Origin of the sequence: Arthrospira sp. PCC 8006, from assembly GCF_046480465.1 — a bacterium.
In the GTDB taxonomy this organism is placed as follows: Bacteria; Cyanobacteriota; Cyanobacteriia; order Cyanobacteriales; family Microcoleaceae; genus Limnospira; species Limnospira platensis.
In genome coordinates, this window is the sequence record NZ_PKGG01000010.1 from 1 (window position 1) to 22152 (window position 22152).

Annotated in this window: 17 protein-coding genes and 1 pseudogene; 10 read left to right on the plus strand and 8 right to left on the minus strand. The window is 43.9% G+C overall.

Going from position 1 to position 22152, the window contains the following annotated elements; translation table 11 throughout:
* Positions 1–337: pseudogene (locus B9T16_RS03095) on the plus strand (ATP-binding protein); the annotation flags it as partial.
* 165 nt (positions 338–502) lie between these two features.
* On the opposite strand, the gene B9T16_RS03100 reads toward B9T16_RS03095, so the two are convergent.
* Together B9T16_RS03100 and B9T16_RS03105 are read right to left on the minus strand one after the other, a co-directional pair.
* Complete coding sequence (locus B9T16_RS03100; protein WP_410244070.1) at positions 503–658, minus strand: hypothetical protein; 156 nt, start codon at positions 656–658, stop codon at positions 503–505.
* An 84-nt stretch (positions 659–742) separates the two neighbouring features.
* Positions 743–1966 carry an FAD/NAD(P)-binding protein gene (locus tag B9T16_RS03105; RefSeq protein ID WP_410244071.1) on the minus strand — a complete coding sequence of 408 codons (1224 nt, stop codon included), beginning with the start codon at positions 1964–1966 and terminating at the stop codon, positions 743–745.
* Here B9T16_RS03105 and B9T16_RS03110 point away from each other — a divergent pair.
* The 5 genes from B9T16_RS03110 to B9T16_RS03130 all read left to right on the plus strand — a co-directional run bounded on the left by B9T16_RS03110 (position 1938) and on the right by B9T16_RS03130 (position 6290).
* Positions 1938–2822, plus strand: coding sequence for a GTP-binding protein (locus B9T16_RS03110; RefSeq protein ID WP_410244072.1), 885 nt, complete (start codon positions 1938–1940; stop codon positions 2820–2822). The two genes, B9T16_RS03105 and B9T16_RS03110, sit on opposite strands and share 29 nt — an antisense overlap.
* Complete coding sequence (locus B9T16_RS03115; RefSeq protein WP_006617282.1) at positions 2819–3637, plus strand: metallophosphoesterase family protein; 819 nt, start codon at positions 2819–2821, stop codon at positions 3635–3637. The genes B9T16_RS03110 and B9T16_RS03115 overlap by 4 nt, the downstream gene beginning before the upstream one ends.
* Positions 3638–3754: 117 nt before the next feature.
* Positions 3755–4402 (plus strand): GTP cyclohydrolase I FolE, encoded by a 648-nt coding sequence (folE, locus tag B9T16_RS03120; protein ID WP_006617283.1) that lies wholly within the window; start codon positions 3755–3757, stop codon positions 4400–4402.
* A gap of 103 nt (positions 4403–4505) precedes the next feature.
* Entirely contained in the window at positions 4506–5210 is a 705-nt protein-coding gene (locus B9T16_RS03125) for a hypothetical protein (RefSeq protein ID WP_006617284.1), read from the plus strand.
* A 54-nt stretch (positions 5211–5264) separates the two neighbouring features.
* A complete protein-coding gene (locus B9T16_RS03130; RefSeq protein ID WP_410244073.1) occupies positions 5265–6290 on the plus strand; it encodes a CobW family GTP-binding protein in 1026 nt (341 codons plus the stop codon).
* A gap of 83 nt (positions 6291–6373) precedes the next feature.
* On the opposite strand, the gene B9T16_RS03135 is transcribed toward B9T16_RS03130, so the two are convergent.
* Positions 6374–8575 carry a pentapeptide repeat-containing protein gene (locus B9T16_RS03135; RefSeq protein ID WP_410244074.1) on the minus strand — a complete coding sequence of 734 codons (2202 nt, stop codon included), beginning with the start codon at positions 8573–8575 and terminating at the stop codon, positions 6374–6376.
* 9 nt (positions 8576–8584) lie between these two features.
* On the minus strand, positions 8585–9610 hold the full coding sequence (locus tag B9T16_RS03140) for a zinc-dependent alcohol dehydrogenase family protein (protein WP_410244075.1): 1026 nt from the start codon (positions 9608–9610) through the stop codon (positions 8585–8587).
* Between B9T16_RS03140 and B9T16_RS03145 the strand changes: the two genes are divergently transcribed.
* Positions 9594–10181, plus strand: coding sequence for a hypothetical protein (locus tag B9T16_RS03145; RefSeq protein ID WP_410244076.1), 588 nt, complete (start codon positions 9594–9596; stop codon positions 10179–10181). The genes B9T16_RS03140 and B9T16_RS03145 overlap by 17 nt on opposite strands.
* Here the strand turns inward: B9T16_RS03145 and B9T16_RS03150 are convergent.
* From B9T16_RS03150 to B9T16_RS03160, 3 genes are all read right to left on the minus strand, one after another.
* Positions 10156–11451 carry a dihydrolipoamide acetyltransferase family protein gene (locus B9T16_RS03150; RefSeq protein WP_410244077.1) on the minus strand — a complete coding sequence of 432 codons (1296 nt, stop codon included), beginning with the start codon at positions 11449–11451 and terminating at the stop codon, positions 10156–10158. The genes B9T16_RS03145 and B9T16_RS03150 overlap by 26 nt on opposite strands.
* A gap of 190 nt (positions 11452–11641) precedes the next feature.
* Positions 11642–12091, minus strand: a complete 450-nt coding sequence (locus B9T16_RS03155) for a YlqD family protein (RefSeq protein WP_014274488.1) — start codon at positions 12089–12091, stop codon at positions 11642–11644.
* A gap of 213 nt (positions 12092–12304) precedes the next feature.
* Positions 12305–14248 carry an AMP-dependent synthetase/ligase gene (locus tag B9T16_RS03160; protein ID WP_410244096.1) on the minus strand — a complete coding sequence of 648 codons (1944 nt, stop codon included), beginning with the start codon at positions 14246–14248 and terminating at the stop codon, positions 12305–12307.
* A gap of 256 nt (positions 14249–14504) precedes the next feature.
* Here B9T16_RS03160 and B9T16_RS03165 point away from each other — a divergent pair, with 256 nt between their 5' ends.
* A complete protein-coding gene (locus tag B9T16_RS03165; RefSeq protein ID WP_410244078.1) occupies positions 14505–15683 on the plus strand; it encodes a hypothetical protein in 1179 nt (392 codons plus the stop codon).
* 77 nt (positions 15684–15760) lie between these two features.
* On the opposite strand, the gene B9T16_RS03170 is transcribed toward B9T16_RS03165, so the two are convergent.
* Positions 15761–17722, minus strand: a complete 1962-nt coding sequence (locus tag B9T16_RS03170; protein ID WP_006616547.1) for an SBBP repeat-containing protein — start codon at positions 17720–17722, stop codon at positions 15761–15763.
* Between the two features lie 560 nt (positions 17723–18282).
* Between B9T16_RS03170 and B9T16_RS03175 the strand changes: the two genes are divergently transcribed.
* Positions 18283–19956, plus strand: a complete 1674-nt coding sequence (locus B9T16_RS03175) for a SulP family inorganic anion transporter (protein ID WP_006616548.1) — start codon at positions 18283–18285, stop codon at positions 19954–19956.
* A gap of 442 nt (positions 19957–20398) precedes the next feature.
* Positions 20399–22129 carry a SulP family inorganic anion transporter gene (locus B9T16_RS03180; protein WP_035736284.1) on the plus strand — a complete coding sequence of 577 codons (1731 nt, stop codon included), beginning with the start codon at positions 20399–20401 and terminating at the stop codon, positions 22127–22129.
* Positions 22130–22152 lie beyond the last annotated feature (23 nt).

Below are 22152 nucleotides of genomic sequence, written 5' to 3' on the forward strand. Positions count from 1 at the left end.
CTGGGTGAAAAGTGTCGCCAGCCAGATTCAAGAGTTGGGCGGGTTTGTCCCCGATATTTTGAAAAATGATACTTTATTGTTGCCGGAAGATTTGAAGTGTATTTTACGGCAACAGTACGATCGCCTGTCGGAAACTGAAAAACAAGTAATAAGTTTATTAGCCCGAGAAAGGGAACCGATCAGCTTGGGGGGGTTGCTAGAAATGGCGGCAATGCCTCCCGCAGATTGTCTCAATTCGATTCAATCTTTGCTGCGACGTTGTTGGCTCGAAAATCCAGACAATCTCTACAGGCTACCCAAAGCCATCAAGCAGTATATTATCCATCATTTTATTTAATAAATGTGGGGGGTCAATTTATCCGATATGATCAACCCGACGGGGATTTAATTTATGCAGTGATGTCCTAGTTTAGGGTGATTTATAGCATGGTTTCATCTTTTGAGCGATCGCATTTTATCAAATTTGGAGGCTTTGCATCCAGAAACCGGGTTGGCTCTCTGCTTAGGGTTTTAGCCTGTTGATTAACACCTCACTCGCAAACCGACAGCCCAGAAACCCGGTTTCTCGCATCCCCTGCAACCGCAGAAAATACACCCGCCCCACACTATTTCCTGCAACTACCGTCACCCCATCCGGTGCAATGGCACAGGAAAGCATCTCAGCTTCCCCGGTAAATGTGGCTAACTCTTTCTCCGTAGCTACGTCCCACAGTTTCAGAGTTATTGAGCGCCTCTTCTGGGTTTACGAGATAGCAACACTAGGCTTAATAATAGCTTTAACTAGGCGATCGCCAGCCATTCTTCCCCCCGATAAATTCCGAGCCACCGGACCCAAAATCAAAGCCGCTAATCCCCCCATCACAAAGCATTGAGACCCAGGAAGCCGCAAATTACTATCTAGGACAGGTAAACCATTAATTATCTCCGTGGGATAAATTCGTAGCACATCAGCCAGTAAATTATCTTGGTGTGCATTAAATTGAGTTCCCGTACCCAACCAAATCCGATTAAACATTAGTGAAACTTCCCCATTAACCCTCACTCGCCACTGTTCATCCTCCCAAAGCGCGCCGAGAATCTCAGTATTTTCTAAAATCCTCAATTTCCCCTGACGCGCCGCCCGTCTTAACTGTAACATCAGCGCCGGAGTCACCGAACCCCCATCACGAGCCTGTTTAATCATTTCCCAACGACTATACCAACAGTCCTCGGCTTCAAAATCCTTGAGGTATTTTGGCCCTAACCAACCCGGTTCCGCATCAAATAACCTCTCGCGCAACTGTCGCCGCACTACTAATGTCACCATAGCGCCTCGTTTGAGCGCCCCCATAGCCAAATGAGCGCTGGTTAAACCCCCTCCCACTATTACAATATCTTCTCCAGACAGAGCCTTAATTAACCGCAAATCAAGCTGTTGAGAATGACAAAGGCTACTGGGAGGATAGGGGGTCCTGATTTCTTCTACCCACTGGGGAATATTGGGAACCGCCGCCCCCGTTGCTAATACTACCCGGCGCGCAATTAAGGAACTACCATCAGTTAAAACTATCTGAAATCTGGGCTTTTGGGACCATTGAATGGGTAGCACTTGGCTGACTTTTCCCGGATATACCCGGTCTGTTAACTCCCATTTTTTCACTACCTGACCACAGAAATCCTCAAATAGCTGGGTTCCTGGTAGGTCGTAGGGGGGGAACAATTCCATGGACCTATTCTCAGCAAATCGTCTGAGGCTATAGGGGTCGGGGTCGGGGTGATGTACTGCTGGCGATCGCAAATGGGGGATTTCCTGGGCCCTAAATTGATGTCGCCATTGTTCTAACCAAGTCCCGCTGGGGTCTAAGACGATAAATCGATTTCTGAATTTTTGGCGTTTCTGCAATATATGGGTAACTAACGTCAGGGCTTGGGGACCGGAGCCCACAATCGCTAGGTCAATGAAACTCGGTAAAGGGCGATCGAACATATTTTTGGGAATTTTCTCGAATCCTGTGTTATGTTACTATGATAATGATTATCATTATTGTTATCCCATGATTTTTGCGATCGCAGGTCCCCCCGGTGCTGGGAAAACCTACTGGATTCGAGAACAGATAGCCCAAAACCCCCAAGCACAGTGCTATTTCACCCCAGAGATTAATGGGGTGTGCATTGATCAAACCTGTTTAGCCACAGAATTTCCGAATCTGCACATCCTATCTCGTGGTCAAGAAACCGAACTATTAACTTTAATTGAATCCGGGGTTAATGTTTATATTGAATTGCCTTGTTATTGGGAACTATCCAACTTTGAACCCTTGTTAAATAACCTCGATTGTCAACGGATTGCTGTCCTGTCTAAATCCTTGAAAAATTCCGAGTTTGAGCATTGGTCAGACCAAATAATTGACCGTAATTCAGATGTAGCCCCCAGCCAAGAATTGTGGCAGAGTATATCTGATGATGTGCAAATTCATCAAGGGTTACTATCCGGCGAAATTATCGATTGGGCGAGTTTGACCGTGTTTTGGTTTGAACTCATTCATGGAGCATACGGTCAGGTAATTAGGGCTAAAGGAATTTTTGATATTGTTAGTGGTGAGTCAATTTATGGAGATTTTGTCTTTGGTACAGCCAATCGGGAGTTTGTCGCCCTTGATTTACCTATCCACACTTCCGGGAGACCTGACCGATTTAGTGGCTTTGAAATTATCGGTCAAGGCTTAGATAAACAGGGGATATCACAAACTCTCAAAGATTGCTGTTTACCAGAATCTCATATTCACTATTATCAGCAACAAATGCAAGAGTCATTAGCTAGGGAACCGGAGGTTTTAGTATGAAAATTGCCGTCATGTCTTGTATTCATGGTAATTATGAAGCCTTGGATACAGTTTTGTTAGATATCGATAAACAAAAAGCTGACCAAATTTATTGTTTGGGAGATTTGGTCGGTTATGGTCCTTTTCCTCATGGGGTAGTTGAGCAAATTCGCTCCTTAGATATTCCCACCGTTCAAGGATGTTGGGATGAGGATATTGTCGAGGGATTAAATGCTTGTGAATGCAGTTATCCATCCCTATTAGCTGAACAAAGGGGGCGCTTGGCTCATGAGTGGACTAATAACAATGTCTACCCAGAAACCAGGGAATTTTTGGCTCAATTACCTTTGAGTTTGAAGAAGGATAATCTCTGTTTTGTTCATGGTTCTCCCCATAGCAACCATGAGTATTTGATGCCCAATATGGATGCTTTTACCGTGTTAGAAAGAGTTTTGTCTACTGATGCTGATGTCCTGTTTTGCGGACATACCCATGTTCCCTATATCCGACAGCTAGAAGCGGGTCAACTACAGGTTAAAATCCGCCATATAAGTGGGGGTGAGAATCAACAGGATTGCAGTTTTCAGACTCCCTTAAAACGGGTTATTAATGTGGGTTCTGTCGGGGAACCTCGCCACGGTCGCCCTAATGCTACCTATGTGATTTATGATACCGATACCCAAGAGGTTACTCTCCGAGAGGTTGAGTATGATTATCGCAAAACTTGTGCCGCTATTATTGAGAAGGGTTTACCGCCTATTTTTGCTTGGCGTTTATCTCAGGGGTTGGAATATGCCGAAAAAGCTGATGACCCCACCCATGTTTGTCAACGTTAAATAAGTTTCCAAAAACCTGGCAACTTGGGCAAATATATGTTATAATAAAATTATTATTTTGCCCAATTGTCCGGGTAGATTAAGCCTGCCAATTGTAGTTTACTTTCACTCCAAAACATGACTTTAGCTAAGGAAATTCCGACCAGTCTTAATGGCAATTTACCCAATTTTAGCACCGAAGCAGCACCTGTAGTTTCTGAGGAAGAAATGCGTCAAGCTGTGCGGACTTTGCTGCTAGGGCTGGGAGAAAATCCCGACCGGGAAGGTTTGAAAGATACCCCTAAACGGGTGGTTAAAGCCTTAAAGTTTTTGACCTCTGGTTATCATCAGTCTCTGGATGAACTGCTAAATGGTGCGGTATTTCATGAGAATACTGATGAGATGGTTTTGGTGCGAGATATCGATATCTTTAGTTCTTGTGAACACCATATTTTGCCTATCTTAGGTCGCGCTCATGTGGCTTATATTCCTGATGGTAAAGTTATCGGATTATCTAAGGTGGCTCGTATCTGTGAAATGTATGGTAGAAGGCTACAGGTTCAAGAAAGATTGACTGCTCAAATTGCGGATGCTTTACAGGGTTTACTCAAGCCGAAAGGGGTGGCTGTTGTTGTGGAAGCAAGCCATATGTGTATGGTCATGCGCGGTGTACAAAAGGTGGGTTCTTGGACTTCTACCAGTGCGGTGCGGGGGGTGTTTTCTGAGGATGCGAAAACTCGCCAAGAGTTTATGTCTTTGATTCGCCATACCCCGAATTTTAGCTAGTTTTTGGGGATTTTATCCTCGCCATTTGGCGATCGCAATAGTTGGGTTGGGTTTGCGCCTAACTCAACACCTTATTTTACTTTTAAGTTATGGTTAACTAGAAATGTGGGCTATTTTAAGCGGTATTGAAGGAAATTTGGTGGCTTATCAAGCAGTTGTTAAGGATATCATTAAACGCCAAGTTGAGATTGAACAGTTTTATATTTTGGGGGATTTGGTGGGTCCTAATCCTAACAGTGAATTGCTGGTTGAGATGGTCAGAAATTCCGATGAGTTGGGAGAAATTCAACCCCAAGTTTGTCTGGGGTGGTGGGAGGAACAGTGTTTTAATTTGTATGGTTTGGGGACTAATGTACAGGGTGATGAATTGCTGAACAAATATGGGGGAGATACGGTTAAGTTATTGTGGAAATCGGTTTCTCGGAAAACGGTTGAATGGCTGCGAGAACAGAATTTTGGGTTTTTAGAATTGGACTGTTTGTTAATTCATGGAAGTAGTGTAGGGGTGAGTGATGAACTGACGGTTGATACCCCGGCTTGGAAAATGTTGGATCGCTTGCAAAGGGTTGGCGCAAATCAGTTGTTTTGTGGGCGGTCTGGTCAGGTTTTTGAGTATGAATTGACGACGGGTTCGGTGGCTTCTACGGTTCTAACTTTGGATGAACAACAACCTTCCCAAACTGTGGAATTGAAAAATAAAAAAGTTATCGGAGTGGGGGCGGTTGGTCGCGATTGGGGTACGGCTACCTATACTTTATATAATCCTTATTCTAATCAGGTTAAATTTTGCAAAGTTGACTATGATTAATCAGGGAATTACTATATAATTTAGTTGGGTATTTAATAGGAGTAATTGGAGATTATGACCGGAGCAACACAATCATCATCGGCTTTGATTCCAGATTTACCTAAGCGGGGAATGCCTGTGACAATTATTACGGGTTTTTTGGGGAGTGGTAAAACGACTTTACTTAATCAAATTCTGGAAAATAAGCATAATTTGAAAATTGCGGTTTTGGTTAATGAATTTGGGGATATTAATATTGATTCGCAGTTGCTTGTCTCCACTGATGATGATATGGTGGAGTTGAGCAATGGGTGCATTTGTTGCACGATTAACGAGGGGTTAGTTGATGCGGTTTATCGGGTTCTGGAAAGAAGCGATCGCATTGATTATATGGTGATTGAAACTACAGGGGTGGCTGACCCTCTGCCGATTATTTTAACGTTTTTAGGTACGGAATTAAGAGATTTAACTAACCTGGATTCTGTGATTGGTGTGGTGGACTCGGAAAGTTTTACGCCAGATCACTTTGACAGTGAAGCGGCTTTAAAACAAATCTCCTACAGTGATATGATTATCCTGAATAAAACTGACTTGGCGACTGCTGAGAAGCTGCAAGAATTGGAGGCTTATATTAGCACCGTTAAACGGGGTGCAAGAATTATTAGAAGTGAATATGGTAGGGTTCCATTACCGTTAATTTTGGATGTGGGTTTAACGCCTACTGAAGAGTATCAAGACCACGACGACCACGACCACGACCACGACCACGACCACGACCACGACCACCATCATCATCATCACCATTCCGATCATTTAGCAAATGATGGTTTTGTGTCTATTGCGTTTGAAAGCGATCGCCCTTTTGATGTCAAGAAATTCGAGCAATTTTTAACTGAAAAAATGCCAACTGGAGTATTTCGCGCTAAAGGGATTCTCTGGTTTAGCGAGAGTGAAATACCCTATATTTTTCAACTCAGCGGTCCCCGGTATGATATTCAACTAGGGGAAACTTTGAGAAAATCTAAAAACCAGGTGGTTTTTATTGGTCGTCATCTCAACAGCGAGGAAATTAAGCAGCAGTTAAATAGTTGCTTAGTCTGACCTAATTAGGGGGTGGTTTAGTCAGGTTAACGGAATTAATCACTGAATTAATCACTGAGAGTATAACCCCCCCTAGCAGATAATTATTTTAAATAAATTAATAGGTTTAACCCGGGGATGGTGCGAGAAAGGGTCCATAATAGCAGAATCAAATAGAGGACTCCTAAACTCCACTGATACCAAACTAAAGTGGTGACTAAACCGGGGACAAATTCATCACGCATTCGCAGGTCATTAAAGCCAAATTTTAGCAAATTATTCAAACTGAAATCATAGTAATTTAACCAATTCCAACGCCGATCCCATAAAATCGGTAAATACCTTTCACGGAAGAGAGGATAACGCGGCATTATGGGAAGACGACCAATCATTAATCGTAACTGTCGCAGGCTACCATCTTCTGTCAAATAGGAGGTATTCAGTAAATTATGATAGCGTCCGCGCCGATAAATAATGCCTAAAATTAGACCCGGAATAGGAAGGAGAAACACACCTAAACAGAGGAGGGTAAGTCCTGGTTGAGTAGAAGCGGAGAAAATTTCTAATAAACCGATCGCCGTAAATATAGCATAACTTCCCAACATCCAAGTAGTTTCTAAAGCGGTGGGAAGAATGGGAGATGGTCGCCAGCGTCTGACCCGATCTACCAGCCAAAACAATAAGCCAAAATAGGCGATCGCCACTATTCCCACCCCAAAAATCAGGGGGAAATTCGTCCCATATCCAGTTAACAATAGCAAAATTTCCAACTGTAACCATTGTTGGATAGTTAACAGTTTTTCGACCCCATATTTGAGATGAGTTATCCTCAAAAAACGCTGCCAACAACTACTATAGTTATCAGCTATAGTCGCTTCTTTACTATTAGCGATCGCTCGATTATATACCTTAATATAAGTCGCTAAATTAATACCTTCCAGCCTGAGAATTTCCACCAAATTCCGAAAAGGTTGTTCTTCCCTAACTCGGACAATAGTTTCCGCCTGTTTTGGTTCAAAACCAATAGCCACCAACCGGGAAGCGGAAGCGGTGTTAATATTCACCCCAAAAATCCGTCCCCACAAAGTATTTAATCGTAATTTAGCCCGCAAAAACTCGATATAATTAGCATCAACAATTTGTTCTTGTTCCCGAAAATTTCTAATCAACTTTCGCAGTAAATTCTCATTCCCCTGAAGAGTTGGAACAGTTATAAATTGACCAATTATTCCGGGATCTCCCATGATTTGAGCAGATTTAGAGTCAAACATAAAATGGTCAATATTCAACATTTTACCCTTATTAAAACCCACATCACTAAAATCCATTAATCCCTCAATACTGGCTTCTCGGAGATTCAAGTTTTCACTAAAGCGAGTATCTCTAAAATCCATAGAACCGGAAAATCGAGACTGATTAAAACTCACCGAGGCATTAAATATAGACTTAGTAAAACTCCCCCTATCCGACCACCAAGACTCACTAAAATCTGTGCTTTCATCCCAAACCGTTTTGTCAAAATCCGCCGCCCCATGAAATCGTACTTTGGAAAAATTACCCCCCTGAAAATGACTACCTTGGAAGTCAGTTAATCCTTCAAAATCGGCTTGCTTAAATTGTGCAGATGTGATAAAATAGCCATGTTGAAAATTCACAGATTCTCGGAAACTAGCACCGCCAAAATTCGCCAACAAACTAAACCGACAATCAGACCAATTAGCAGTTTTATGAAAATTAGCAGAACGACTATCAACCCCTTTGAGAAAAAACGTATTGTGAAAATCAACTTTGCCATGAAATTGTGTTTCTTCTAATTTCAATCGTCCCCGCCATACGGTTAATTTAGGCAAAGAAGTTGACGAAGATTGAGGAGATTTAAAAATCGATAAATTGACTGATTTGGATTTGATTTGCTCGACTTCTTCCTGGGAAAATACAGATTTAATAGTTTCTTCAATTAGGGGAACTTTCACCCCCAAGTTACCCCCATTAAAATCTCCTTTAATTTGAGAATAACTCAAATCTAATCCCAGAGGTTTAGTTGACTGATTAAGTGTAGTTTGTAATAGTCGATAAAACTGATTCCTAAACTCAGCATTTTCGGGGCGTATATCAATAATTAAATGCTGTAAATTAATGGCAGCGACTCCCTCAATATTGCTAGGATTATTTAGCCTTTCCTGGAGCAATTCTAGGTTCAATAAAGTGGGTTCTGGTTGACCATTTGCCGCTTGAACAGATAGGGATGAACGCAGCATAAAAACAGTCAACAGCAGAACACACAGGGCAATTTTAATTAGCCTCATTAACACCAACTAACCTTGATTATCATCATCATTCTCATTGATAACTAAGGCTAGTTTCCCCTTCATTCCCCCAGCTTCCAATAACTGATGAGAAGCCGCCGCTTCCGCCAGGGGAAAAGTTTGGTTAAGGCAAATATTCAACTTATTCTCATCAATTAACCTGGCACACTGCTGTAAAATCTTAGTTTGGTCTAACTGGTCATCCTCGCGATTTTGCAGCATGGGAGTTAACATCAATTCCAAAGAAATCCGCAGATTTTTAGTTCGGGCATCTTTGAGATTACCTATGCTAAAATCAGGCTCTAATAAAGTGACAATATCTCCATAATTGCGGACTGTGTAAACAGTTTGAAAAAATGTTTCTTTCCCGACTGTATCAAAGGCTAAATCTACGCCTTCACCTTGAGTCCAATGCAGAATAGCCTGGACAAAATCTTCCTGTTTATAATTAATGACTAAATCAGCCCCTAACTCCTGAACAAAAGCGGCATTTTCGGTTGAACTAACGGTAGTGGCTACTTCTGCCCCTTGCAGTTTAGCTAGTTGAATAGCGACATGACCAACACCTCCAGCCCCAGCATGAATTAGCACCTGCTGTCCGGGTTGTAACCTGCCGCGATCGTATAAAGCCTCCCAAGCAGTAATTAATACTAAAGGTGCGGCGGCAGCCTCAGCAAAGCCAAGGGAAATAGGTTTCCGGGTGATAAATTTTTCTTCTACCACTGTTAACTCGGCATAATTTCCGGTCTGTGCGCCGAGTCCGCCATCACAAAAATAGACTTCATCACCAACGGCAAAATCTTCAACTTCGCTACCGACAGCTTCAACTACCCCCGCACCATCACAGCCTAAAATAGCGGGCATTTGGTCAGGATAAAATGTGCCCCGACTGCGGAGTTTGGTATCAATAGGATTAACTCCGGCTGCTTTGAGTCGGACTAAAACTTGGGTGGCTGTTTTGATTTGGGGGTCGGGGACTTCTTGGAGTTGCAAAACCTCGGGTTTTCCAACTTTGCTCATGACAATGGCTTTCATCTGCTTTAATTTACTATTAGTAAAATTTGTCCTGAGTCGGTGCGTCACATCATCACATTGGTGGTTTGACCAGGTAATGATTCAGTGTGACGCACCCTACTTTTTTGGCTGGTGCGTCACGTCATCACATTGGTGGTTTGACCAGGTAATGATCCGGTGTGACGCACCCTACTTTTTTGGCTGGTGCGTCACGTCATCACATTGGTGGTTTGACCAGGTAATGATCCGGTGTGACGCACCCTACTTTTTTGGCTGGTGCGTCACGTCATCACATTGGTGGTTTGACCAGGTAATGATTCAGTGTGACACACCCTACTTTTTTGGCTGGTGCGTCACGTCATCACATTGGTGGTTTGACCAGGTAATGATTCAGTGTGACGCACCCTACTTTTTTGGCTGGTGCGTCACGTCATCACATTGGTGGTTTGACCAGGTAATGATTCAGTGTGACGCACCCTACTTTTTTGGCTGGTGCGTCACATCATCACATTGGTGGTTTGACCAGGTAATGATTCAGTGTGACGCACCCAACATTAGATGGGTTTCTACAGGGTTAATGATTGAGGGTTAGTTTCAATCAGTTGGGCGAGATATTGCAGGAAAGCTGCGGCATCTGCGCCGTAGATGATACGGTGATCGCAAGTGATGTTAACCTGCATTTGCCGTTTAATTCCCATCATGCCATCATCGGTGGCAACCACGGTGGGACGAGATGCACCGATCGCCAAAATTGAGCCCTGACCGGGAGGCAAAATAGCATCAAAGCGATCGACCCCAAACATCCCCAAGTTAGAGAGAGCAAAAGTTCCGCTGCTGTATTCTTGGGGTTGTAATTGTTTGCTGCGGGCGCGGGCGACTAAATCTTTCCAAGTGCGAGAGAGGGAATAAATATCAATCTGATCAGCATTGGAGAGTACGGGAGTAATTAACCCCCCGTCCGGCATGGCTACTGCTACAGCAATATTAATGCCTTTATTGTACTGAATACCAGAGTCCACATAACTGGCATTGACAATAGGATATTTCTGTATAGCGATCGCCACAGCCTTAGCCAGCAAAGCCGTCATCGTCACACCCTTGGACTTAACCTGCTTATAGAGTTTATCCAAGTTGTCGGTAGTGATAGTGTAGCCCACATGGAAAGTAGGAACCTGCAAACTCACCAACATATTGCGGACTACCGCATTTTGTAGAGTATTCATCGCCACAACCTCTCCCAAGGGAACCGGGGCTGGTGCGGGGGTAGGAATGGTAGAAATAGGTGATGGAGTCGCAACAGGGGAAACAGTAGGTTGAGGTGCAACCGTAGGAGTCTGAGCCCTTCCCGTAGCCGCTTCCACATCCTCCGCCACAATGCGACCGTGGGGGCCAGTACCCTGGAGATTATTTAAGTCTACATTAAGTTGTTTCGCCAATTTGCGAGCGCGAGGAGAAGCCACAATGCGACCATTACGACGGCTAGGCGTATTCTCTATCGCAACCGTCGCCGCCACTGGTTCTGGGGTCGCTACAGAGGGGGTAGGGGTAGCTTTTGGTGGTGGGGTAGTGGTGCTGGTGGTAGCGGTGGCGGTGGCTTGTTTTTTCGCCTCCTCAATTTCCGCTTCTGTTTCGGCAATGAGGGCGATCGTTTGACCGACCCCAGCGGTTCCCCCTTCAGGAACAATAATCGTAGCTAAAAAGCCTTCATAAAAGGCTTCTACGTCCATATCAGCCTTATCGGATTCTACAATCAGGACGGTTTCCCCTTTCCCGACGCGATCGCCTGGGGATTTTTGCCACGATACAATTTTACCCTCTGTCATAGTCGAACTGAGGGCGGGCATAAACACTTCGTGAATCATAATAGCCTCCTATTAGCTTGGAAAACCCGGCATAAAAATACCGGGGAGGAAAAGCCAGCCATCAATTTTAGCGGCTAGTCAACCTATTTATATCCATGTTTCCCCATTTTAAAATAGGATGGGATAAAATAGGCAATCATTAATGATTGATGGGCTAGAGCCTGCAGAGGGCCTGCCGCCGTTCAGTTAATTAAATATCACCGCGTATTTCCTCAACCACACCATCTCGCAGGAGAATTTCTACCTGCATTTTACGGATTAAGTTATCGCCCTTTTCCACAGTAAATACACTTTCAATTTGACCTTGGCTGACTTCCTGTTCTAGTTCCAAAGTTTGCAATTGCTGAAGTTGTTGGAGGATCTGATTTTTCTGATCAAGAAGTTTACTTTTTTGTTCATTCACCTGATTTTGGATATTCTCAATTTGAGTCAAAGCCTCTGGACCAGGAGGTTGTAGGCTTTGTTTTTTGAGTTCCCCAATCATGCGTTGTCCTTGCATTTCCAGTTGTTGAAGCTGACTATCAAGCTGATTAATTTGAGCTTGTAGCTGTTGTTGTGCTTCTTCTTTCCAGCGAGGGGTAACCACAGCTTTCACGTTGATAGGACGTTTGAGAAGCAGTTGATTTTTAGAAATCTCCATGTATAGTGTCCTGTAGTTTTCACCAATTCAGTAATCGAGAGTCAGGGGGTGTTTTAGACAGTCTAAACCACGAAATAATCATAACGATCGCCAATAACTTATGTTCAGAAGTTGACAAGAGTTAGGCGATCGCAACCCAGCAGAGGTTATCTTAGTTGCCTAAAGGCCATCAAACCGGCCATGGTTGAGGCAATATTTAACTGCTGACCCCGTTTAATACATCTCGTCAATCATATCGCGGTAACGTTCCATTACAACCGGGCGCTTGATTTTCAAAGTCTGAGTCAGTAGGCCATTATCAATAGTAAAGGGTTCCAAAATCAACCTAAACGGACCAATGCGATCATCAGGTCGGAAACTAGGGCGGTTTTTCACCTGTAGGGTCAACTCCTGACGAAACAGACTTTGTATAGGTTGACTATCGATAGCGATCGCATTTTCAGCCTCCCCCTGTTGTTCTTCCCCAGGTACTTGCAGACCCAAACCCTGCCCACTAGCCCACTGTTTCAGCGCATCCAAATTAGGCACAATTAGCGCTCCCAGGGACTTCTGGTCTTGACCAACCAAAACAATTTGGTCAATATACGGACTACGAACACAAGCATCCTCAATCGGTTGAGGTTCGATATTCTCCCCATTAGTTAACACAATCGTATCTTTAGCCCGTCCCGTCAACACCAAATCCTTCTGAGGAGTCAGCCAACCGAGATCTCCCGTATCAAACCACCCCTCCGGGTCAATAGCCTTATTAGTCGCTTCGGGATTTTGAAAATAGCCCCTCATCACCTGGGGACCCCGCGCCAAAACCAACCCCTTATGTCCCGGTTCATAGGTTTGGCGAGTCTCCGGGTCAATAATCCGAATTTCCGTTTCAGGGATAGGTCGCCCCGCAGAACCCCGTAAATTATGGCTAGGTCGTCGCGCCGTCAAAACCGGAGCAGTTTCCGTTAACCCATAACCCACCAACAGGTCAATTCCCACAATTTCATAGAAATTTTCCAAGTGCATGGCTAGGGACCCACCACCACTAATAGCAAACTTGAGTTTTCCCCCCACAGCCTGGCGCACCTTCTGATAAATCAATTTATCCCCCAAAGCGTGAACAGGAGTTAACACGATAGTTTGCAATTTAGCCAAAGCTGTCGATGAGTTATTGTTACTCTCTTGTCCGGGAATTGTCAATTTTTGTACAATGCGGCGGGCTTCAATATAGCGGTTGCTCATTCCAAAGAAGAAATTAACCAACTTTTGCCGGGTGGCGGGTCCATCACGAAACTGCTTCTGCGCCGCCTCATAAATCGATTCCCAAATGCGAGGAACACTAACCATGTACTGAGGCTTAAACTCCTGCAAATCCTGCTTAAAATAGCGGATATTAGTGTAAATCACCATCGTTCCCCGGGACAGAAAATAATATTGTCCACTCCGCCCCAAACTATGCCAAGTCGGCAGAATACTCAGGACAATTTCCCCCGGTTGTGGTGCAATCACATCAGCAATAGTAATCAGTTGGTGCAAAAAATTCCGGTGAGTTAACATCACCCCCTTGGGTTTCCCCGTCGTCCCAGAGGTATAAAGCAGAGTCGCTAAATCTTCCAGTTTCGTAGTGGGGGGATTTAACAAAGTCATATCCTCACCCTTAGTCATCAGTTGACTAAAATTGACAATCGGTATACTGAGGCTATCCTCTGCAGTTATGTCTTCATCAGACAGCAACACCACAAACCGAATCGGCAAATCTTGGATCGCCTTTTCTAACTTGTGGAGTAGGGCTAGGTTATCTACCACTAACCCGGTAGTCCCACTATTTTGGAGAATATAGGCGAGTTCTTGGGGGTCGGCGGTCGCACCTCTCACCACATTAGCAGCCCCGGCGGTGAGAATACCTTGATCAGCAATCATCCACCGGGGACTATCATCAGCAAATAAGGCGACCCGACTAGGTAAGTCCTCGGCGGGTTCAACTCCTAATTGTTGTAGTCCGGCGGCAAATTGTTGGATCTGAGTCCACAGGTCGCTATAGGTGATTTGCACTTCTGGCTGACTGTGGGGGTTAAATAGGGCGACTTGTTGCGGGATCTGTTGGGCGAGAATTGGCCAAATTTCGGGCAAGGATTGAACAGATTGATACTGGGCGGTTAGGTTAGAGTTATCCATCATAAGTTAATTGGGTCTGTAGTTATGTTATTGGGCGATCGCTATCTTTATCGTCCTTAGCAGCATATATTTCGATTATGGTATCCTTATGTAATCACTAAAGATACCCAAGGGGACAGATATATAATTGTCCCTAGGACAGTTAAAACCCAATTTTAGATAAAATTTGTTAATCATAGAAACGGCGATCGGTTCAAACAATCGCATAATATTAATCGATATAGGTTGATCCAATGGGTCGGGAGGATATAAAGGGATGGTTCAGGAAATCCAACGTCAAAACTCTGATGTCAATTTAGCAGAACAAGTACCAATGGAACCATTGGCGATCGATGTTCATGCCGATCAGTTCATTGATGACATCTTTCAGGATATCGATCGCAGTCTCAGTGGTATAACTAAGCTGCCTAAAGACCCTGTACAGCCGGAGTTTGTCTCACTTCAATCTATTAAGGTTCCTCAGATTATTCTGCCTTCGGTGGAAACTGAGGCTGATAGTGAGGTGGCTATTTCCGCAGAAACTCAACTGCGCGATGCCAACGCCGATCGCTCTCATTCCTTTGATAGAATTCTATTAGCCGCCGCCTGTGCTTCCCTGGTCGTTACTTTGTCCCTGTGGATGGCAACTAGAGGCGGTCTAGGGCGACTGTTTGCCCCCGCACCCGTAGCCGTAGATCCTCAATTGAGCCAACAAACCCAGGCAGATGCTAAATTTGTCAATTATTTACAGCGATCGCTTGAAGCCATTAGCCGCAACAAAGCTGGCGCTACTCAACCAGGTATGGCTCAAGGTATCCCCGGCGCTCCCCCAATGATGGAACTCCCTACCCTAGCAATTCCTGACACTCCAGCCCCAGCCCCAGCCCCTGATGCCGCCGCCCTCGCTAATACCAATAATTTAATTGCTGCCATTAACCGAGTCGCTGAGGCGGTTCAAGAAGCCTCTAATCAGACCGCAGCCTTGTCTAATCAAGTCATGGCTAGTCTGCAAGCCCAAAATCAGCAAAATSAACAACCAGCACCACAGCCACAGGCTACTACCCCAGGGGGTCAAGCATCGGGGGTAGTTCCTGAAACCACCGCCTCTAGTTCTCCGGCTCCCACCACCACCGAGGAAACCACCGCCTCTACTCCCGTCAGCATTCCTGACCCTCCAGCAATTCCTACCCCCCCCACTGCGCCTCCTGAAGAAACAGCCGCCGTGTCACCAGATACTACTACTTCCCCCGCTGCTGCTATTCATACCTTAGTCGGGATTTTGGAATTAGGCGATCGTTCCGCCGCCTTATTTGAAGTCAATGGAGTAGCGCGCCGTATTTATGTCGGTGAAAGTATTGCAGCCAGCGGCTGGAGTTTATCATCAGTTGCTAACCAGGAAGCCGTCATTCGTCGCAATGGAGAAGTCCGCAGTATCGTTGTCGGCGAGAGATTTTGAACCCAAAACCTCTCCAAATATGCAGGCGGGTATATTGTCGTTATTTGACACCATATAACCCGCCTTTTATTTTTCATTCAAGCAAACCGGAAGATATTACTATCTTCTAAATTCACATTTGTTACCCCCTCTAAAATACTCACCATTTGGTCAGTTCCCCTTTCATAAATAGCTGTAGCATTAGTTAATCCCTGTGGGAAATTACCCAGATAATAATTACTCGCATTTCCCGGTAAAATAATTAAATCTTGATTAATTTGGAAGTCAGCCACCACACTATAGCCATCCCCTGGAAATAACATGAAGATATCATTACCTTCTCCCCCTCGCAGAGTATCTATCCCCTGTGTTCCAGCATAGAGAATATCATTACCTTTATCACCCCACAACTCATTATTACCATTACCAGCCACCAAGGTATCATTACCCTGACCTCCAAACAGGAAATTATTGCCATGTTCTCCCAATAAAAAATCATCACCTTTAAAACCTAGCAATATTTCATCCGACATACTACCGGCAATGAAATCAGCATTGTCAGTACCAAAAAACTGATTAGGGAATCCTGGTAAAGGTTCCGTGATTGGGTTCAAATCATCAGGGTTAATCGGTTCCGGGTCAGATTCTATGGGGTTATTAGTCTCAAATTTGATCACATAAACATCATTATTTTCTCCAAAAATTAGGTCAAAATTACCATTACCATTGACATCAATATCGCCCTGAAATTCACCAATCACATAAAGATTGCCAGCATTATCAATAGCAATACCATTCCCATAGTCGTTATCAATGCCGCCAATATTAGTAGCCCAAACTAAACCCCCATCACCATTAAATTGGGCAATATAAGCATCCAATTTTCCCTCAGAAACCAGGTCAATAATACCATTGTTATTAATGTCTAAACTATCTACAAAAGTCCCCGCTACATACACAGAATCATCGGGATCTACAGCCAGACCATAGCCAAAATTACCACCCAGAGATTCCGCCCAAACTAAACCGCCATCACTATTAAATTTAACAAGATAAGCACCATAATCTAAACCGGGAAGTGGGATAAAAAAGTGACCAGCAACATAAACATTGCTATCACTATCTATAGTCATCCCATAGCCAAATTCAAATATCTGATCTACTGGCAGACTTTCCGCCCAAACTAAACCACCATCACCATCAAATTTGACAATATAAGCACCTCCTAAACTCGGTTGAGAAACTAGGTCAAAATTACCATCACCGTTGATGTCTATGCTACCTTGAAAATCCCCAAGACTATAGATATTGCCATCACTATCTACAGCGATACCATAGTTATAATCCGAATTAGATCCGCCAATACTTTGCGCCCAAACTAAACCCCCATCACTGTTGAATTTAGCTATATAGCTATCAACATTTCCAAAAGTTCCCGCCGAAACTAGGTCAAAATTACCGTCGCCATTGATGTCTGCACTACCGTTAAATACACCACTAACATGGACATTTTCATCAACATCAACAGCGATCGCATAGGTATGAGAATAATCCCCACCAATAGTTTCTGCCCAAACTAAACTCCCGTCCTGATTAAATTTAATGATAAAACTACTGATTCCCTCCTCAGAAACTAGGTCAAAATTGCCGTCACCATTGATGTCTATGCTACCTCCAAAACTTCCTGTAGCATAGATATTGCCATTGGGATCAACAGTAATAGCATAGCCATTAGCAGAGTCACTATTACTTCCCCCAATAGTTTCCGTCCAAACTAGACTGCCAGCCTGATTAAATTTAACAATAAACCCACTAATTCCGTCCTCAGAAATTAGATCAAAATTGCCGTCATCATTGATGTCTATGCTACCTTGAAACCAACCAGTAACATAAACATTACCATCATGATCAACCGCAATATCTGCACCACCATCCCAACCACTTCCCCCTATACTGTTTGCCCAAGCGAAATCAAAGGGAGCCCCTGCCACAGTCGGGTCAGACCCTTCGCGGTCTGTGGCTCCAGAGTTTTCCATATAGTTGCTGGTGTGGTTATTCATGATTTTTTACCAGTTAGATTATATGTTTGATATATTTATTGATTATTATACATGATAAAATTGTCGGATATTTTTTTGCCTTTTCTTTAGATTTGGCTATAGGTTTATTAACATTTATGTTGAGATTAATTAAGTCTTCTTTCAAGATTGACCCCCCTCCGGTATAATCCCCCGGTGACTGTGAGAGGAAACTCAAACAGGAATAGTTATCAAAGGGGACTCAATACCTAAGTCGCAAAGCTGCTGCTTGTAGAGCCAATTAACTTGATTCACAAAACTGGATTGGGGGTAGATTGTTTAGAGTAATGTGCGGAAAATTATGATTTAATTATACAGAGTAAACCAGGGTTAGGGACTCGTTTTGCTGAGGTCCATCTGGGGGAAAATTGACCTCACATTCAGCATGGAGTCATCGGTAGCACCAGCGCCCAAATCTTGATAAGCAGCAAGACCCCAGTTTTATGGTTCCTTTAATTGCACGATTGCCTCAGTTAAATTAACTTAGATTTAGCTGAATTTTCACGGTTTAGCATCATCATAAAAACAAGGATATTTGGTTTATGCAGATTATTAATACCATACATTTTCGTAATCTCAAAGGCGACCTTTTTGGTGGTTTAACCGCCGCCGTCGTCGCCTTGCCTATGGCCCTAGCCTTCGGAATCGCCTCTGGTGCCGGGGCTTCCGCTGGTTTATGGGGCGCAATATTAATCGGATTTTTTGCTTCCTTATTTGGCGGAACTCCTAGCCTAATTTCTGAACCCACAGGCCCCATGACCGTCATTATCACAGCAGTAATAGCCGAATTAATGGCTAAGAACCCCGAAAACGGTTTAGCCATGGCTTTTACCGTCGTGATGCTCGCGGGTATCTTTCAAATTATCTTTGGGGTCTTAAAATTAGGTAAGTATATTACCATGCTGCCCTATAACGTGATTTCCGGGTTTATGACCGGAATTGGCGTGATTCTGATTTTTCTACAAATATCCCCCTTCCTGGGTCAAGCAACCCCTTCTGGTGGCGTAATTGGTGTCATCAGAAATTTTCCTGAGATTATTTCTAATATTAATCCTTGGGAAACTTTTTTAGGGTTAATTACTTTAGCTATTCTGTTCTTTTACCCAGCACATCTCAAAAAAGTTGTACCTCCTCAGCTCGTCGCTTTAGTCATTGGCACAATCATTTCCTTGGTAGTATTTAGTGGCGTAGAAATTCGGACAATTTCCACCATTGGTGAAATTACCCCCGGTTTCCCTCAACCGCAAATGCCCACATTTACCCAACAAGATTTGCGGTTAATGTTTGTCAATGGTATGATCTTAGGAATGGTCGGTTCTATTGATTGTCTGTTAACTTGTTTAGTATCAGATAGTCTCACCCGCACCGAACATAACTCCAATAAAGAATTAATCGGTCAGGGTACAGCCAATTTAATTACTGGTTTGTGCGGTGGTATTCCTGGTTCAGGAGCCACCACAGCCACAGTCGTCAGTATTTACGCCGGAGGACGCACCGCCTTAGCTGGCATTACTCGCGCTGTGGTATTGTTAATTGTCGTCTTATGGGCAGCACCTTTAACCTCTGGTATTCCTTTATCAGTTTTGGCAGCCATTGTCCTCAAAGTCGGTATCAATATCATTGATTGGGGATTTTTAAAACGGGTTCACCAAATTTCTGGGAAAGCAGCCGGCATTGTTTATGGTGTAGTTCTCCTCACCGTATTTGTTGATTTAATGGTAGCTGTCGCTGTCGGTGTCTTTATTGCCAATATCTTGACTATTGAACGCCTGAATGAGTTTCAGTCTCAGTCTGTTAAAGCCATTACTGATGCCGATGACCAAATTGTTTTAACTCCTCAAGAAAAGGAAATTTTAGACTTTGCCAATGGCCGGGTTTTGCTGTTCCATTTGAGTGGGCCGATGATTTTTGGGGTGGCGAAAGCTATTTCCCGAGAACATCAGGCTATTAATAATTATGATGTGTTGATTGTTGATTTAAGTGAAGTGCCAATTTTGGGGGTGACTTCTTCTTTGGCTATTGAAAGTTCCATTAAAGAGGCAATTGATGCCGGTCGTGATGTGATTGTAGTTGGTGCAACTGGTAAGGTCAAATCCAGGTTAGAAAAATTGGGAATTGCTGGGTTAATTCCTGGTAATTATTGGATGGGCGATCGCCTAACAGCACTTAAAGAAGGTTTAGCGATCGTTAAGCAAAAACAGCCCAGCATCACATAACCCGATCACTCCTAGGTGCTGTAGTGCCAGTCAGACCCAATTTTCTGGTGCGTCAGCAATCAATTATTGGGTATTATAGCGTTTCTCATATCCATAAGGTACAGCCCACTCAAAGAGAAGCCGCTGCGCGTCTACACCCCAAACCCCTCTCCCAATAGGGGAGAGGGGCTTTGAAAAGTACCTCACCAATCCACCGAACCGCTATAATTCCAATTTTCTGTATCTGACGCACCCTACAAGCCAACACACCCTGCCCCCTGTACCGAGCCTAAAGCACTGAAACACCCTATAAGCTAGTCAGGGGTAGCTGTATCAGAAAAAATTAAGAAAATATGTAGACAAATATTTATTTTAGCTATATGATTCATCACAATCTATGAATAATAGCCTGTTTATAGATGAATAGCGATAAATACCTGGTTGTTAACTGTTTTCCCTGATTATGCAACTCCTGAATCATATTCACTTTAGAAACGTTCGGGGCGATATATTTGGTGGCATGACTGCCGCCATCATCGCCCTGCCGATGGCTCTAGCCTTTGGTGTGGCTTCCGGTGCTGGTCCTGCTGCTGGCTTATATGGAGCCGTCCTAGTTGGTTTTTTTGCCGCTCTGTTTGGGGGAACCCCAACCCTCATTTCTGAGCCTACCGGTCCCATGACCGTGGTTATGACTGCTGTTATTGCTAGCCTCACCGCTGCTAATCCTGACAACGGCATGGCCATGGCTTTTACCGTGGTGATGATGGCAGGAATTGTCCAAATTGTATTTGGTTTTCTGCGTCTGGGTAAATATGTCACCCTCATGCCCTATACAGTTATCTCTGGCTTTATGTCCGGGATTGGTATAATTCTCGTAGTTCTCCAAATTGGGCCTTTTTTGGGGCAGGCTCCCCCCAGAGGCGGTGTCATTGGTACTATTCAAAATATCCCATCACTGCTGACTAATATTAGCCCCTCTGAAACTATCTTGGGTTTCATCACCATAGCCATTCTGGTGTTAATGCCCAGTAAGCTAAAACGCTTAGTTCCTCCTCAGTTATTAGCCTTGGTTGCGGTTACAATATTTTCCTTAATTGCTTTTCCTGATATTGATATTCGTCGAATTGGTGAAATTCCTACCGGTCTTCCCTCTCTGCAAGTTCCTACATTTAGCGCAGGGCAAATTCAGACCATGTTAATTGATTCCTTGGTACTGGGGATGTTGGGCTGTATTGATGCTCTCCTCACCTCTGTGATTTCTGACAGTCTCACCCGCTATCAACACGACTCTGATAAAGAATTGATTGGTCAAGGATTAGGAAACCTCGCTTCTGGCTTGTTTGGCGGTATTCCTGGGGCGGGAGCTACTATGGGAACAGTCGTTAATATTCAAGCTGGCGGTCGCACGGCTTTATCCGGTCTCACCCGTTCAATTATTCTGTTAGTTGTGGTGCTGTGGGCGGCTCCTTTAACTCAAAGTATCCCTATGGCGGTTTTGGCTGGTATTGCCTTAAAAGTTGGTGTTGATATCATCGATTGGGGCTTCTTGAAACGTGCCCACAAGGTATCTGTGAAAGCTGCCTTGATTATGTATGGGGTGATTGGTTTAACTGTTTTTGTTGACTTGATTATGGCTGTTGGTTTGGGGCTGTTTGTGGCTAATATCCTCACTATTCAGCGCCTCACAGATTTACGTTCTAAGGATGTTAAAGCTATTACTGATGCTGATGATAACATTGTTCTGAGTGCTGATGAAAAAGCATTGCTCAAGCAGGCTAATGGTCGCATTCTACTTTTCCACCTTAGCGGTCCGATGATTTTTGGTGTATCCAAAGCGATCGCCCGTGAACACGCCGTTATTGGTGGCTATGATGTTCTCATTTTAGATTTGAGTGATGTGCCTCTGTTGGGCGTAACTTCTTCTCTCGCCTTGGAAAATGCTATTAAAGAAGCTATTGATATCGGTCGTCATGTTTTCATTGTCGGCGCTTCTGGACAGTGTAAACAGCGCTTACAGAAGTTGGGAGTTTTTGAAATGCTCAGTCCCGATCATTTGGTCATGGATAGAATGCAAGCTCTACAGACTGCAGTGGCTATGGTTCGTTCCTCTACTGGTCATCTTTCCGAGGTTGCCGAAGTTAATTATCCTCATGGTCCTTCCATTCTTCCAGATGATTTGACCATCAATAATTGAACCCTACCCCCAAACCGGGTTTC

What these genes read in the sequence shown, in the direction of transcription:
- B9T16_RS03100 (WP_410244070.1), bottom strand. Translation starts at nt 658, where the DNA reads ATGCTTTCCTGTGCCATTGCACCGGATGGGGTGACGGTAGTTGCAGGA.
- B9T16_RS03110 (WP_410244072.1), top strand. Translation starts at nt 1,938, where the DNA reads ATGAAACTCGGTAAAGGGCGATCGAACATATTTTTGGGAATTTTCTCG.
- B9T16_RS03105 (WP_410244071.1), bottom strand. Translation starts at nt 1,966, where the DNA reads ATGTTCGATCGCCCTTTACCGAGTTTCATTGACCTAGCGATTGTGGGC.
- B9T16_RS03115 (WP_006617282.1), top strand. Translation starts at nt 2,819, where the DNA reads ATGAAAATTGCCGTCATGTCTTGTATTCATGGTAATTATGAAGCCTTG.
- folE (WP_006617283.1), top strand. Translation starts at nt 3,755, where the DNA reads ATGACTTTAGCTAAGGAAATTCCGACCAGTCTTAATGGCAATTTACCC.
- B9T16_RS03125 (WP_006617284.1), top strand. Translation starts at nt 4,506, where the DNA reads ATGTGGGCTATTTTAAGCGGTATTGAAGGAAATTTGGTGGCTTATCAA.
- B9T16_RS03130 (WP_410244073.1), top strand. Translation starts at nt 5,265, where the DNA reads ATGACCGGAGCAACACAATCATCATCGGCTTTGATTCCAGATTTACCT.
- B9T16_RS03135 (WP_410244074.1), bottom strand. Translation starts at nt 8,575, where the DNA reads ATGAGGCTAATTAAAATTGCCCTGTGTGTTCTGCTGTTGACTGTTTTT.
- B9T16_RS03145 (WP_410244076.1), top strand. Translation starts at nt 9,594, where the DNA reads ATGACAATGGCTTTCATCTGCTTTAATTTACTATTAGTAAAATTTGTC.
- B9T16_RS03140 (WP_410244075.1), bottom strand. Translation starts at nt 9,610, where the DNA reads ATGAAAGCCATTGTCATGAGCAAAGTTGGAAAACCCGAGGTTTTGCAA.
- B9T16_RS03150 (WP_410244077.1), bottom strand. Translation starts at nt 11,451, where the DNA reads ATGATTCACGAAGTGTTTATGCCCGCCCTCAGTTCGACTATGACAGAG.
- B9T16_RS03155 (WP_014274488.1), bottom strand. Translation starts at nt 12,091, where the DNA reads ATGGAGATTTCTAAAAATCAACTGCTTCTCAAACGTCCTATCAACGTG.
- B9T16_RS03160 (WP_410244096.1), bottom strand. Translation starts at nt 14,248, where the DNA reads ATGGATAACTCTAACCTAACCGCCCAGTATCAATCTGTTCAATCCTTG.
- B9T16_RS03170 (WP_006616547.1), bottom strand. Translation starts at nt 17,722, where the DNA reads ATGAATAACCACACCAGCAACTATATGGAAAACTCTGGAGCCACAGAC.
- B9T16_RS03175 (WP_006616548.1), top strand. Translation starts at nt 18,283, where the DNA reads ATGCAGATTATTAATACCATACATTTTCGTAATCTCAAAGGCGACCTT.
- B9T16_RS03180 (WP_035736284.1), top strand. Translation starts at nt 20,399, where the DNA reads ATGCAACTCCTGAATCATATTCACTTTAGAAACGTTCGGGGCGATATA.